The sequence below is a fragment of the Novosphingobium sp. BL-52-GroH genome, assembly GCF_044813085.1.
Lineage (GTDB): Bacteria > Pseudomonadota > Alphaproteobacteria > Sphingomonadales > Sphingomonadaceae > Novosphingobium.
Genome location: NZ_CP171152.1, coordinates 802,059 through 814,837, shown reverse-complemented (window position 1 = coordinate 814,837; position 12,779 = coordinate 802,059). Strand labels below are relative to the sequence as shown.

General features: G+C 69.2%; 12 protein-coding genes. 6 read left to right on the top strand and 6 right to left on the bottom strand.

The window, feature by feature from the left end:
- Window positions 1-72: 72 nt before the first annotated feature.
- From ACFFDA_RS16485 to ACFFDA_RS16475, 3 genes are read right to left on the bottom strand one after another with little or no spacing between them, the layout of a single operon-like run.
- The gene (locus tag ACFFDA_RS16485; RefSeq protein WP_404481842.1) at window positions 73-1,056 is read right to left on the bottom strand and encodes a nuclease; all 984 of its coding nucleotides are present in this window, start codon (window positions 1,054-1,056) and stop codon (window positions 73-75) included.
- 51 nt (window positions 1,057-1,107) lie between these two features.
- Window positions 1,108-2,346, bottom strand: a complete 1,239-nt coding sequence (locus ACFFDA_RS16480; protein WP_404481840.1) for a YdcF family protein — start codon at window positions 2,344-2,346, stop codon at window positions 1,108-1,110.
- Window positions 2,343-4,829 (bottom strand): TonB-dependent receptor, encoded by a 2,487-nt coding sequence (locus ACFFDA_RS16475; protein WP_404481838.1) that lies wholly within the window; start codon window positions 4,827-4,829, stop codon window positions 2,343-2,345. The genes ACFFDA_RS16480 and ACFFDA_RS16475 overlap by 4 nt, the downstream gene beginning before the upstream one ends.
- Window positions 4,830-5,052: 223 nt before the next feature.
- Here ACFFDA_RS16475 and ACFFDA_RS16470 point away from each other — a divergent pair, with 223 nt between their 5' ends.
- The 5 genes from ACFFDA_RS16470 to ACFFDA_RS16450 all read left to right on the top strand — a co-directional run bounded on the left by ACFFDA_RS16470 (window position 5,053) and on the right by ACFFDA_RS16450 (window position 8,541).
- Window positions 5,053-6,165: an ROK family protein gene (locus ACFFDA_RS16470; protein WP_404481836.1), complete on the top strand. Its 1,113-nt coding sequence runs from the start codon at window positions 5,053-5,055 to the stop codon at window positions 6,163-6,165.
- A gap of 83 nt (window positions 6,166-6,248) precedes the next feature.
- Window positions 6,249-7,196, top strand: a complete 948-nt coding sequence (locus ACFFDA_RS16465) for a rhodanese-related sulfurtransferase (RefSeq protein WP_404481834.1) — start codon at window positions 6,249-6,251, stop codon at window positions 7,194-7,196.
- Window positions 7,168-7,815, top strand: coding sequence for a glutathione S-transferase (locus ACFFDA_RS16460; RefSeq protein WP_404481832.1), 648 nt, complete (start codon window positions 7,168-7,170; stop codon window positions 7,813-7,815). The genes ACFFDA_RS16465 and ACFFDA_RS16460 overlap by 29 nt, the downstream gene beginning before the upstream one ends.
- A 75-nt stretch (window positions 7,816-7,890) precedes the next feature.
- Window positions 7,891-8,058, top strand: a complete 168-nt coding sequence (locus ACFFDA_RS16455) for a TetR family transcriptional regulator (RefSeq protein ID WP_404481830.1) — start codon at window positions 7,891-7,893, stop codon at window positions 8,056-8,058.
- Between the two features lie 249 nt (window positions 8,059-8,307).
- On the top strand, window positions 8,308-8,541 hold the full coding sequence (locus tag ACFFDA_RS16450) for a hypothetical protein (RefSeq protein ID WP_404481828.1): 234 nt from the start codon (window positions 8,308-8,310) through the stop codon (window positions 8,539-8,541).
- Between the two features lie 107 nt (window positions 8,542-8,648).
- Here the strand turns inward: ACFFDA_RS16450 and ACFFDA_RS16445 are convergent, their stop codons facing one another.
- Window positions 8,649-8,984 carry a hypothetical protein gene (locus ACFFDA_RS16445; RefSeq protein WP_404481826.1) on the bottom strand — a complete coding sequence of 112 codons (336 nt, stop codon included), beginning with the start codon at window positions 8,982-8,984 and terminating at the stop codon, window positions 8,649-8,651.
- A 115-nt stretch (window positions 8,985-9,099) separates the two neighbouring features.
- Entirely contained in the window at window positions 9,100-10,230 is a 1,131-nt protein-coding gene (locus ACFFDA_RS16440) for a helix-turn-helix transcriptional regulator (protein ID WP_404481824.1), read from the bottom strand.
- A gap of 163 nt (window positions 10,231-10,393) precedes the next feature.
- Here ACFFDA_RS16440 and ACFFDA_RS16435 point away from each other — a divergent pair, with 163 nt between their 5' ends.
- Window positions 10,394-11,344 (top strand): DMT family transporter, encoded by a 951-nt coding sequence (locus tag ACFFDA_RS16435; RefSeq protein ID WP_404481823.1) that lies wholly within the window; start codon window positions 10,394-10,396, stop codon window positions 11,342-11,344.
- Window positions 11,345-11,369: 25 nt separating this feature from the next.
- On the opposite strand, the gene ACFFDA_RS16430 is transcribed toward ACFFDA_RS16435, so the two are convergent.
- Window positions 11,370-12,623, bottom strand: coding sequence for a CaiB/BaiF CoA transferase family protein (locus ACFFDA_RS16430; protein WP_404481821.1), 1,254 nt, complete (start codon window positions 12,621-12,623; stop codon window positions 11,370-11,372).
- Window positions 12,624-12,779: the final 156 nt, after the last annotated feature.

The following is a 12,779-nucleotide window of genomic DNA, read 5'->3' as shown; positions in this document are numbered from 1 at the left end:
CGACATCGGCCACGACCGCCACGGCCGCGTGGTCGCGGCGCTTTCGCGCAGGGCGGTTCGATCGGGCGCGGCTCAGTCCGGCGCGGAGCCGGTCTCGGGGTTGAACCGGGGATTGGCGAAGTCCAGCGGCGAGGGCACGACCTTGGCCGGCGGCGCCGCGCTTTCGGCCCAGGCGCGGCAGAGCATGTCGCGCAGCATCGCCGCGCCCGCCGAGGTCCTTTCGTAGACCATCTCGCGCACGTCCCTATCGGCGAAGTCGGCGAAACCGTCGCGCTTTTCCAGCTTGTAGACCTGCTCCACCTTGTCCCCCGAACGGTCGAGGTAGGCGAGCACCGCGTCGAACATGTCGCCCTTGGCATGCCCCGGTGCCGGGATGCGCGGGGCGATGTCCTGCACGGTCAGGCCGATGCCGTCGACGAAGGTGCTTTCGAAGCGGCCGTGGACGGTGCGGTCGGTGGTGTAGCCATGCGGGTTGGCGCCGCGCCAGCCATCGCTGTTGACTGAATCGTGCATCGGGTTGGCACCGTCGCCGATGTAGTGGCCGAGGCGGAACACGTCGAAGGCGCAGCTCTGCTCGGGGACCGAGGCGTCGGTGCCTTCCGCGTGGGCGGCGCGGACCTGGCGCATGCACACGACGATGCGATCGTACGCCTCGATCGCTGCGTAGGGGAGGGTGCCGGTCCAGCGCACGTTGGTCCGCGCCGCGGTCGCGGGGTCGGAGTCCCTGATCGCCTCGTAGTGCTTGTAGAGGGCGATCACGAATTCGTAGCGCGAGCGCGGGATCGGCTTCACGAACGTGAACTGCTCGCGAAACCAGCCGTGGTTGGGGTCCTCCTCGATCTTCGAGAAGTTTTCCGAATCTCCGCGCCATGCATCGGGCTGGGTGGCGGAAGCGGCGACGTAGTCCTCGTACTTGCGCAGGAACACCGGGCCGTCGGCAGGCAGCGCCTCGATCGCGGCGCGGTCGATCACGGCATGGGCGGTGTGGCCCCAGGCGAAGGCGTCGCTCGGGATGAGAGCGATGGCGGCAATGGCGGCGAGCAGGAGGGGGCGCATGGGGGGCTCCTTTGGTTCGATGTCCCGGCCTCGCGTGAACGGAAGCTTTGCCTAGGGATCGAGCGGGTCGCGCGGGTCGATGCGGGTGGAGAGCGGCGAAGGGCGGAACTCCAGTTCGGTAGGCGAAACGCGGTGGCCGACCTTGCCGGGCTCGTAGCCCAGTTCGGCCAGGTTGCGCTGGGCGAACTGGGGGCTTTCGATGGCCGCGCTCTGGCCCGGGTTGCAGACGATGAGCGCGTCCCGGTCGAGCGGAGCGCCCATCGCCATCAGCAGGCGCGTGGCGTTGCGCAAGTTGGTGGTGGTGTGGCGGGCGTAGGGCTCGACGACGATGGCCTCGGCCGGCACCCCGTAGCGCTCGATCAGCGCGGCGCGCATCTGCTCGGCCTCGGCGAAGCGGGTGGCGCGCGGGTGAGCGCGGCCGCCGGTGACGATGATGAACGGCACGTCGCCGGCGGCGAAGCGCTGAGCGGCCAGGCGCAAGTGGACCTTGCCGAAGGGGCTGAGCGCCATGTCGTCCACTTCCGGCCCGACGCCGGTGACGATCATCGCGCTGTAGCGCCAGCGCTTCCAGTCGAGTGCCCTGGCGCGCTTGGCCGCAGGCGCGTTGAGGCCGCCGAGGAGGGGCTCGAAGCCGATGGCGTCGGTGCGGTCGCTGGCGTCGAGCAGCGCGAGCGCGAACTCCACGCTGGGATCGAGCGGCTGCGCCGAACCTTCGCGCGGGATCTGCGCGAGCCAGGCGGCGGCCTGGAGGCGCGAGCGGGCTTCCTGCGGGTCGAGCGTGCCGGCGCCGTCGATCTGGGCATAAGCCGGCACCTGGCCGAGGCCGTACGTGCGCACGATGGCGTTGATGCCGGCGATCTCGCGCGTCGCCTGGGCGACGGGGCCGTCGTCGGCGCCAGTGCCTGTAGCGGTTCCGGGCACGGCGGCTGCAAGCGTCGCCGCTTCGGGCTGGGTCCAGATCGTCGCCTGCGCCAGGCAACCCAGGTCCTGGGCACAGGCTTCGCGCCGGTCCTGCCGGGCGCGCAGCACCCCGGCGACGTCGGGGCGGCCCTTCAGCGCATCGAGCGCCGAAGGACTACGGCCCAGCGCGCCGAGCAAGGGGAACAGCCGGCCCGAGAGGCGTTCGGTCACGCTGTCGTGCACCGCTCGCGCTGCCGCTTCGGCCCCCGCCCCGGCGCCGGCCCCAGTCCCGGCCCCAGCCCCGGCACCGGCCGAAGCCGGGACGCCGCCGAGGGACATTGTCGCGCCGGCGACGATCACCGCCAAGCGTGCCGCTGCGGACTTCATCACCAGGACTTGCCGACCACGAGGCGGAAGTTGCGGCCGAAGATCGGGCGGCCGTAGATCGCCTCGGCACTGCCCTGGCCGCTCAGCGAATCGGTGCGGGTATTGCCTTCGGTCAGGCCATGGGCGTTGAACAGGTTGTCGCCCACGACCTGCAACTGCCACGTCCCGTGCCTGAGGGTGACGCCCGCGCCCACCGTGCCGTAGGCGGGCAGGGCGGTGTTGTTGTAGAGATCGACGAAGCGCTTGCCCATGTAGGTGTAGCGTCCGTAGATTGACACGTCGGTGTCGCCGGTGGTGAAGTCGAAGCTGGGGCGGATATTGCCGTAGACTTTGGGCTGGCGGACGATCTGGTTGCCTTCGGCCTGTTCCGGGTCAGCGCCGGTGGCGCTCTTGAAGCTCTTGTACTTGGGATCGCTGACGGTCAGCGCGCCGTTCAGCGTGAACCAGGGCGTGACCGACCAGGCGCCGTCGAACTCGATGCCCTTGACTTGCGCCTCGCCGATGAAGGGCACGTTCACGTCGTTGCGGCCCGTGGTCGGATCGTAGGCGAGGAACGAGGCGTTGAGCGGGTCGAAGTTGGTGTAGAACCCGGTGACGTAGAGGTACGAGCGGCCGGAGGCGAGCTTGAGGCCCACTTCGTACTGGTCGGCCACGGTGGTCAGGATCGTCGGGTTGATGCTCATGACGGTCTGCACGTTCGGCGGCGTCTCGAGGTGCGAGGCGCGGCCGTAGACGCCGATGTGGGTGTTGAAGTCGTAGTTGGCGCCGACCGTCCAGTTGGTGACGTCGGGAGAGAGCTTCTGGTCGAGGATCGCGCCCGTAAAGCCACGCGTGCTGTTGTCGGCCAGCGTGGTGGCGTCGCCCAGGTTGACCGCACCTTCGGTAACCGCGGCCCAGCCTTCGTACTTGTAGCGTTCGTGGCGGATGCCGGCGTCGATGCGCAGCCCCGGCACGATCTCCCAGGTATCGTTGGCGTAGACCGCGAACATCTTGGCGTCCGAATCGCCCTTGTTGAGCGTGGCGGCGTAGTTGAGCACGCCGTTGTCGGTGACGCTGCCGATCGCGGTGCCGGCGGCGTTGTAGGCGACGAGGTCGAGCGCGCGCGGCTCGCCCGAAACCTCGATCAGGTAGTTCTGGTAGAGCGTGCTGCTGCTCTCGCCGTAGAGGCTGCCATAGAGGCCCAGCTTGATGTCGTGGCTGCCCAGGCCGGTCTCGAACTTCCTGGCGACCGAGAGGTTCGCCTGGCCCGAATAGAACTTGGAATGGATGTCGCGGTACTGGCCCTGCATGACGAGCCCCGATGCGGCATCGGGATCGTAGACGGTGCCGGTGCCGGCCAGCACGTAGCCCATGTGGTCGACGGCGCCGAATGCGGTCCTCGCGGCGGTGAGATAGCTGCTGGCGAAGGTGTCCGCGTCGGTCGGGTTGGTGGTCGAATAGAACGCGGTGAAGTCCAGCTTGCCTTGCGTGTACCCGGCCTTGGCCGCGACCAGCCAGCCGTCGAAATCGCCCTCGTACTGCGCTCCGAAGTTGAGCATGCGCATGTGACGCCCGTCGGACAGGTCGCTGGTGCGGTTCTGGATGACGCCGGCGCCGTCGCGGTACTTGAGGTTCACGTTGCGGAACGCAGGGCTGTTCATCGTGCCGTCGAAATAGTCGATGTACTGGTCCAGCGACTTGCTGGGATCGCGCGGGTCGGCGGTCGGGATCGGCAAGTAGAAGACATTGTGGTCGTTGACGTAGTTGACGTTCAGCTTGACGAAGCCGTTGTCGAGTTCATGCCTGAGGTTGGCGCGGATCTGGCCGCCCTTGTCGTTGGGGAAGCCGTTGTCGCGGTATCCGTCGTGCTGGCGGATGAAACCGCCGACCGCGTAGTAGGTCTTCTCGCCCAGCGGACCGGCCTGGTAGGCGTCGAGGCGATAGAGGCCGGTGTCACCGAGCGTCACTTGCGCCTTGCCGCGTGCCTCGTCGCTGCCGGTGACGGTGATGGCGTTGATGATCGCGCCCGAGTAGCTGGCGTAGATTGGCGCCGGACCGCCGCGCACCACTTCGACGTGGTCGGTCATCAGGTCCTGCTTGAGGATCGCATCGCCGCGGAAGAAAACGCCGTCGTTCTCGTGGAACAGCGGCAGGCCGTCCTGCTGGAAGCTGACGAAGCCGCCGTCGTTGGGCAACCCGCGGATGCGGTAGATGTTCTGCACTTCGCCGCCGGTGATCTCGGTCTGGAAGCCGGGGAGCTGGCCGATCAGGTCGGCGAAATTGACCGGCGCGATCTTCTCGAAGTCTTCCTGCGACACGGTGTTGATCGCGTAGCTGGCCTCGAAGCGGCGCTGGGCGCGGGTCGAGCCGGTAACGATGATGTCGTCGCCCTGGGGCGCGCTTTCGGCCTCGGCGGCCGGAGCCGCGGTCGCGGTCTGGGCCTGGGCTGCGGAAACGGAGCAGAGCGCGGCAAGCGCGGTGCCGGTGGCGAGAACGGTCTTGAGCATGGTGGCCCCTCATGAATTTCGGTGCCGCCCGGTAGCGGCGACGAGGCCGCCATTGGTCGTTCAGTGTGACGTTTTTAATTATTGTTGTGAAAATAAATAATAGGTTCTAGCGGGCAGCCGTCGATCGATGGATAGCCGGCCAGCCTTGGCGTCCGTGTCGAACGACACGAACGGAGCGGAGGGAATTCGATCTGCGGGAAGGCCATTGCGTGAGGATTCATCCATGCAGATACCCCAGTTCGACAAGGACCAGCGGCGCATCATCCACGAGCTGCGCAAGGCCGGCCCGCTGTCGCGCTCGTCGCTGGCGGCTCGGCTGGAGATCAGCGGGACGGCGCTGACCCGCCTCTCGCGCGAAATGCTGACGCTGGGCGTGGTGGAGGAAGTGCCGGACGTCGAAGCGCATGGGCGCGGTCGTCCGGCGGTGCCGCTGCGGCTGGCCTCAAGAGGTGGCTATGCGGTCGGCGCGACGGCGCACAAGGGCATGCTCGACATCGCGCTGGTCGACTTCGCGGGCGTCACCATCGCCAGCCACAGCGAGGCGGTCGCGCCGGTCGATCCACTGGAGTTCGCGCGCATGGTGCGCCGGATCACGCACGACCTGGTCGACCGCCACCACTTGCTCGGCCGGCGCATGCTGGGGCTGGGTGTCGCCGTGCCGGGCCCCGCGCTCTCGCCCGCGCACGACCGTTGGAGCGTGGTCGACGACATGCCCGGCTGGCGCGGCGCGCCCTTGCACGCGATCCTCAGCGCGGAACTCGGCTGGCCGCTGTGGATCGAGAACGACGCCAACGTCGCCGCCCTCGCCGAGTTCTACCTCGGCGGCCTGATGCGCGATTTCTCGACCGTCGTGGTGCTGCTGCTGGGCTTCGGCATCGGCGCCGGAGTGATCGTCGACGGGCGGCTGGTGCGCGGCGAGTTCGGTGTCGCGGGCGAAGTCGGCTGCCTGTTCCCCGGCGACCGCCCGCGGCCCAGTCCGCTCGACCTGCTCTCGACCTTGCGCGCGAACGGCTGCGCGGTGTCCTCGGTGGCCGAGATCGACGCCGGGGCGCCAGGTCAGGGGCCCGTGATCGAGGCCTGGATGGACCGTGCGGCAAGTCAGCTCGAGGTGGTCTGCAACACGGCCTTCGCATGGCTCGACCCCGGGGCGATCGTGCTGGCGGGTACGTTGCCCGCCGGGCTGTTCGAGGGGCTGGCGCAGCGATTGCGGGGGGCCGACCTGGTCTCCACCGTCAACGACCGCGGGCCGCCGGTCCGGGTCTCGACCTTGCGCGGCTCGCCGATCGTGCTGGGCGCGGCGCTGCTGCCGATCCACGCGCTCTCGGCGCAGAGCTGACGCGAGAACCGTGTGGGTAGTCGTCCCGGGCCCGACCCGGGACGACGGTAGGCTTCGCGCGCCAATCACGCTATGGGCGCGCCATGTCGACTCCGAGCGAAGCCTTGTGCGTGGCCGCCCTCTATCGCTTCACCCGCTTCGCGGACCCCGGCGCCTTGCGCGAACCGCTCGAACGCCTGTGCCGCGAACACGGTGTCCGCGGCACCCTGCTGCTCGCGCACGAGGGGATCAACGGCACCATCGCGGGCGCGCCCGATGGCATCGCCGCAGTGCTCGATCACATTCGCGCCCTGCCGGACTGCGCGGACCTCGACGTCAAGCTGTCGGGTGCATCGGACATGCCGTTCCACCGCATGAAAGTGCGCCTCAAGCGCGAGATCGTGACGATGGGCGAGCCCGACATCGATCCGCTCGCGGTCGTCGGCACATATATCGAGCCGCAGGACTGGAACGCGCTGATCTCCGATCCCGACACGATCGTGATCGACACCCGCAACGACTACGAGGTCGCCGTCGGCACTTTCGAAGGCGCCATCGATCCCGGGACCGCCACCTTCCGCGACTTTCCCGCGTGGTTCCGCAGCGAACGCGAACGCCTGCTTGGCGGGGGCAAGCCGCCCAGGGTCGCCATGTTCTGCACCGGCGGCATCCGCTGCGAGAAGTCGACCGCGTTCCTCAAGCAGGAGGGCGTCGAGGACGTCTACCACCTCAAGGGCGGCATCCTGCGCTACCTGGAGACGGTGCCCGAGGAGCAGAGCCTGTGGCGCGGCGAATGCTTCGTGTTCGACCAGCGCGTCACCATCGGCCACGGGCTCGTCGAGGGCACCCATGCGCTGTGCCACGCCTGCCGCCGCCCGGTGAACGGGGAAGACCGTGCATCCCCGCTCTACGAAGAGGGGGTGAGCTGTCCCGCCTGCCATTCCGAGCGGACCGACGAGCAGCGCGCCTCCTATCGCGAGCGCCACCGCCAGGAGACCCTCGCCGCGGCGCGCGGGGTCGCGCATGTCGGAGCGGTGCGCGGCGTTGACTGACCCGGTCCTCTACAGCTTCCGCCGCTGCCCTTATGCGATGCGGGCGCGACTGGCGCTGGTGGCCGGCGGCACGCGTTGCGAACTTCGCGAGGTCAAGCTCTCGGCCAAGCCCGCGGCCATGCTAGAGGCCTCCCCCAAGGGCACGGTGCCGGTGCTCGTGCAGCCCGATGGCGAAGTGATCGACCAGAGCATCGACATCATGCGCCGAACCCTGGCGCGACGCGACCCCGAAGGCTGGCTGGCGCGCGACGACGCCGGCCTGGTCGCGGCGAACGACGGTCCGTTCAAGCACGACCTCGACCGCTACAAGTATCCCGAGCGCCACGGCGTCGACGCGCTTGCCCACCGCGAGAGCGGGCTGGCTTTCCTGCGCGAACTCGACGCGCGGCTGGCCGGGCAAGGGCAGTTGTGCGGTCCGGCGCGCGGGCTGGCGGACGCCGCGATCGTCCCGTTCGTGCGCCAGTTCGCGCAAGTGGACCAGGTGTGGTTCGACGGGTTGCCACTTGTGCACCTGCAGGCCTGGCTCGCCGGTCACCTCGGCTCGGAGCTGTTCGCGGCGATCATGCTGCGCGTGCCGCCCTGGTCGCCGGGGGAGCCGCCGGTCGCATTCGGCGTCTGACGCCCGGTTGGCTCGATGCCCGCCTGTCCTCGCGCGTTGCTGGACCGTGCCACGAACCGCGATATGCAGGGCGGCATGATCATCTCCAGCGATCGTGCCGGCCGCCAGGCGCAGGGCAATGCCGCCATCCTCGACGCCGCGCGCGCGGTCGTCGCGGCCAAGGGCATTGCCGGCATGAGCCTGCGCAACGTCGCCGACGAGGCGGGAACCTCGGTCGGGTCGATCAGCTATCGTATTCGGTGACCGCGCCGCGCTGATCGCCACCGTACTGGAACGCGAGATCGAACTTCTCGCCGTCACGCGGGTGCAATGGCGCGCGCGGCTCGGTTCGCTCGACCCGGTCGCCGCCGGCATCCTCCCCGACCTGGTGTGCACCTGGCTGGACGAGGGCGCGGGCGTCCGGCGCGTCTCTGGTTCGGGCGGCACCGTCCAGGCGACCGTCATCGGCAATGCCGGGGGCCTGCGCACCCGGGCGTCGAAGGCAGCCTCGTCGTGCAGCCGGTGCGCGGTCTCCAGCTATCGGGCGCGGTGACCTACACCGACGCCAAATTCACCGATTACGTCTACAACGCGACGACCAACTACACCGGCACCCGCCTGACCAAGGCGCCCGAATGGTCGGGCACCGCCTCGGTCGACTACGACCACGAGTTCGGCTCGGGACTGGGCCTCAAGGCCCATGCCGACTACGCCTACCGCAGCGAATACTGGACCGTCGTCGGATAGCCCGCGCCGAACATCTACGGCAACGCGTACCACCTCTCGCCATCGGCGCGTGGTTGGCACTGCAATGCCGTCGTCGCGAAATGCGCCGGCCGGTAGGGTCGGGGAGGTTACCCGCGCCGACCGGCCCGCAAGGCCAGCGACGCGCGGACTCCCACGGCGAGGCTGGCGAGGAGCGCGGCGGCGACCCAGCGTCGCCGCGCCGTTCGCTCCGGGCGCAATTCGGGCAAGGCTTCGGGAATACCCGCCCAGCGATCGAGTTCGTGGCGCAGGGCGAAGACGGTGGCGGTCTTGCCGCCGGGCAGGCGGTGGACCGGCAGCGCGCGGTCGCGGGCCCAGCGGATGACGGTGCTGCGGTCGCGCCCGAGATAGGCGCCGATCGCCTTCCACCCGTCGAGGCGGCCTGGTGCCGGACGTATGGTCGCCGGATGTACGATGCTGCCCACGAAAATCTGCCCCCGCCGCGAATCCTGCACAGAAGTTTAGGCGAGTGCGGGCCGGGCGGCGTCCATCATCTGTTTACCCCCCTGCAGATTAGTCGATCGCGGACCGCGCCTGCCGTCACTCGTCGGTCATGCGGCCGAAGCGGTGGGCGAGGTTGGACAGGCCGGCGAAGCTGCGGGTGCGGGTCTTGTCGTATACGCGGTGCAGATGGGTGCGCGTGGTCGCGCGGGCCATGCCGAGGCGGTCGCCGATGCCGGCAAGTTCGCCATGCTCGATCGCATCGCGCAGGACCTTGAGTTCCGTCGGGGTCAGGCGATAGAGTTCGGCGATCGCGTCGAACGCGATCGATCGCGGCTGGTCGAGCAGGGTGATGTGCGCGGCGTGGGTCGGTGCCGGTCCCGCGCCGAGATCGCCGAAGCGGTTGGGTTCCAGCGCGCGGATTTCGCACAGCAGGCGCAGCGCGGTGCCGTCGGCCTCGATGATTTCCGCGGCCACCGGCTCGCCCCGTTCGATCGCGCGCCGCACAAGCGCGCCGATCGCGCCCTGGCCCAGACCGTCGCCGGGGCGCAGGCGCAGACGCGCGGCCAGCGGCGGGTCGATCTCGGCGATGGTGTGATCGGCGGTCAGCAGCATCGACTGGCGGCTGGCTCCCGACGAGGCGTGGATGGCCGCGGCATGGTCGGCGGCGCGCACGAGATGGCTCTGGATGTAGACCGCCCGGCGCAAGTGCGGCACCAGCGCGGCGAGCCGCGCAGGCTCGTCATCCGTGAACGGTTCGGCCGGCGCGATGCGCAGCAGGGCCAGGTGCGCCATGATGCCCGGCCGCTTGATGAGGTTGACCGCGAGGTTGTCGACGATCCCCTGCGGCTCGAGATATTCGCGATAGAAGCGGCTTTCGCGGATCTCGGGCCGCTGCAGGTACGGATGGGCGGCCTCGCACTGGCCCTCGGGAAAGGACTGGAGCAGGGGGCGCATGACGTCGATTTCGCCGTATGTCTCGACGTAGCGTTGCAGCCACTGCGGATCGTTGCCGAACTCCGCCTGGAACCCGGCTCCGCGTTCGGTGTCACTCCAGCCGATGAAGCCGGCCTGCGCGCCGAAGGCCCCGACCAGCTTCTCGATCAGCGCGGGAAAGCGCGCGCGGTCGAAAGCCGCATCGTAGATGTCCTCCAGTCCGACCATGCCGTGATGCCCCCGCTCGCCTGCCGCCCGGGCATCACGCAGCATTCGGCAGGCGTTGTCGAGCACCCAAGACTCCGTGCAACTATTTACGACTGCCTGCCACTCCCCTCGCGGACCGGGCTTGTCCGGTCGACCGGGGGCACGGCCTTTCCGCAGCCCCTCCAAATAAGGCGCATCGCTTGCGGCAACGGTGCTAAGGGCGCCTCCTTTCCATCGCAGAAGGGACCGCATGACACCCGCATCCTTGGACAGCGCAGGCGGCAACGACAGGATATTGGGCGTCGCCTGTGGCGCGGGAGCGGGCGCGCTGTGGGGGCTGGTGTTCCTGGCGCCCGAGCTGGCGCATACGTTCAGTCCGCTGCAACTGACCATCGGGCGCTACTTGTCCTACGGGGTGATCGCGGGTGCCCTGCTGGCGCCCCGCTGGCGTGCGCTGCGGCCGGCCATCGGTCGGCGCGAGTGGCTGTCGCTGGCCTGGCTCGCCCTGGCCGGGAACACCATCTACTTCCTCCTGCTGGCAAGTGCGGTGCAGATGGGCGGCATCGCCATGACCTCGCTGGTGATCGGCTTCCTGCCCGTTGCGGTGACCGTCATCGGCAGTCGCGACCATGGCGCGGTGCCGCTGCGCCGGCTTGCGCCGTCGCTGCTGCTGTGCGTCGGCGGCGCGGTGTGCATCGGCTGGCAGGCGGTGGCGGCGCCCGCGTCCGGTTCGATCGGCGCGCAACTGGCGGGCCTTGCCTGTGCGTTCGGGGCACTGGTTTCGTGGACGGCCTATGCGGTGGGCAACAGCCGCTGCCTGGGGCGACTGGGGGGCGTGTCGGTCCATGACTGGAACCTTCTGACCGGCATCGTCACCGGCGCCCAGAGCCTGCTGCTACTGCCGATCGCACTCCTCGTGCCGGCGCGCGCGAACGATACGGCCGCCTGGACGACGTTCGCCGCCGTCTCGATCGGCGTGGCGGTGCTCGCCTCGATCGGCGGGAACGCACTGTGGAACAGGATGAGCCGGCTGCTGCCGCTCACGCTGGTGGGGCAGATGATCCTGTTCGAGACGCTGTTCGCGCTGGTCTATGGGTTCGCCTGGGAGCAGCGCCTGCCGACCGCGCTGGAGGTCGGCGCCTTCGCGCTGCTGGCGCTCAGCGTCGCCACCTGCCTTTCGGCGCATCGCCGCCCGGCTTGAGACTGGGCAGCCTGAAACCCGGCGCTCAGATCACCTTCAGGTCGCGCAGTTCCGCGATCCGCGCTTCGTCGTAGCCCAGTTCGGCCAGGATCTCGGCGGTGTGCTCGCCCAGCATCGGCGGGGCCATGCGGATCGTCGCGGGGCTCTGCGACATCTGCGCCAGCGGGCTGGCGATGAGGTCCACCATGCCGCTTTCGGCAAAGGCATGGGGCGTCGCGGCGCGCAGGCCACGGTGCCGGACCTGCGGGTCTTCCCAGACTTGCGCCAGTTCGTTGTAGCGCGCCGCCGGGATGCCGGCACCGTCGAGCCTGGCCTGGACCTCCACGGTCGGGAACCGGCGGCTCCAGGCGTTGATGATCTCCATCAGTTCGGCGCGATTGGTCTTGCCCCGCTTGAGGTTGCTGTCGAAGCGCGGGTCCCCGGCCAGTTCCGGCCGTTCCATCAGTACCGTCAGGCGGCGCCAGTGCTCGTCGGTGCCGGCGGTGAGGTAGATGATGCCGTCGGCGCAGTGGATGAGGTCGGCCGGGCCGCCGCCGTTGCCGCCGTTGCCCAGGCGCGGCGGGGCACTGCCGCTGATGAGGTAGTCCTGCATGATGTGGCTGACCATCGCCACCGAACTGTCGAGCAGGGCGATGTCGATGTACTGCCCTTCGCCGGTGCGCCCTCGGTACATCAACGCCGCCAGGATCGCGAGCGCGGTGTTGTGGCCGGTCACGAAGTCGACGAGGCTGGGCCCGGTCTTGAGCGGCCCGGCGCCGGGCTGGCCCTCGGGGATGCCCGTCACCGCCATCATGCCGCCGGTCGCCTGGAACAGCCCGTCGTAGCCGGGCAGGGCGGCCATCGGCCCGGTCTGCCCGAAGCCGGTGACCGAACAGTAGACGAGGCCCGGATTGATCGCCTTGAGGCTCTCGTAGTCGAGCCCGAAGCGGGCGAGATCGCCGACCTTGTAGTTCTCGACGAGGACGTCGGCGGTCCTGGCCAGCTCGCGCAGGATCTCCTGCCCCTCGGGCCGCGAATGGTTGAGAGTGATCGAGCGCTTGTTGCGGTTGGAGACGGTGAAGAAGCTGGAGTGGCGCGTTTCGACGCCGTCCTTGCCGGGAACCCACGAGAAGCCGTAGCCGCGCCCGTCGTCGCCCACGCCGGGCCGCTCGACCTTGATGACGTCGGCACCGAGGTCGCCGAGGATCTGTGCGCCTACCGGAGCGGCGAAGACGCGGCTCATGTCGATCACGCGGATGCCGTCGAGGGCTGCTTTCGGGGCGGAAGGTTGCGTTGTCATGGGCTGTGATTAGCCAGCGGACGGGCGGTGGCAAAGACGGGCGAGGGCAATACCGCCGGGGCGGTTCGACGCGCGTGGAGGCGGAGGTTAGAAGCCGTTCATCCCGTCCGTTCGCTCGACAAGAACGGACGGGGGCGTGTGGGCGAAAGGGACATG

Excerpts from the sequence above, each read along its gene's own strand:
- ACFFDA_RS16435 (WP_404481823.1), top strand. The coding sequence starts at position 10,394 with ATGACACCCGCATCCTTGGACAGCGCAGGCGGCAACGACAGGATATTG.
- ACFFDA_RS16455 (WP_404481830.1), top strand. The coding sequence starts at position 7,891 with ATGATCATCTCCAGCGATCGTGCCGGCCGCCAGGCGCAGGGCAATGCC.
- ACFFDA_RS16475 (WP_404481838.1), bottom strand. The coding sequence starts at position 4,829 with ATGCTCAAGACCGTTCTCGCCACCGGCACCGCGCTTGCCGCGCTCTGC.
- ACFFDA_RS16430 (WP_404481821.1), bottom strand. The coding sequence starts at position 12,623 with ATGACAACGCAACCTTCCGCCCCGAAAGCAGCCCTCGACGGCATCCGC.
- ACFFDA_RS16465 (WP_404481834.1), top strand. The coding sequence starts at position 6,249 with ATGTCGACTCCGAGCGAAGCCTTGTGCGTGGCCGCCCTCTATCGCTTC.
- ACFFDA_RS16485 (WP_404481842.1), bottom strand. The coding sequence starts at position 1,056 with ATGCGCCCCCTCCTGCTCGCCGCCATTGCCGCCATCGCTCTCATCCCG.
- ACFFDA_RS16470 (WP_404481836.1), top strand. The coding sequence starts at position 5,053 with ATGCAGATACCCCAGTTCGACAAGGACCAGCGGCGCATCATCCACGAG.
- ACFFDA_RS16460 (WP_404481832.1), top strand. The coding sequence starts at position 7,168 with ATGTCGGAGCGGTGCGCGGCGTTGACTGACCCGGTCCTCTACAGCTTC.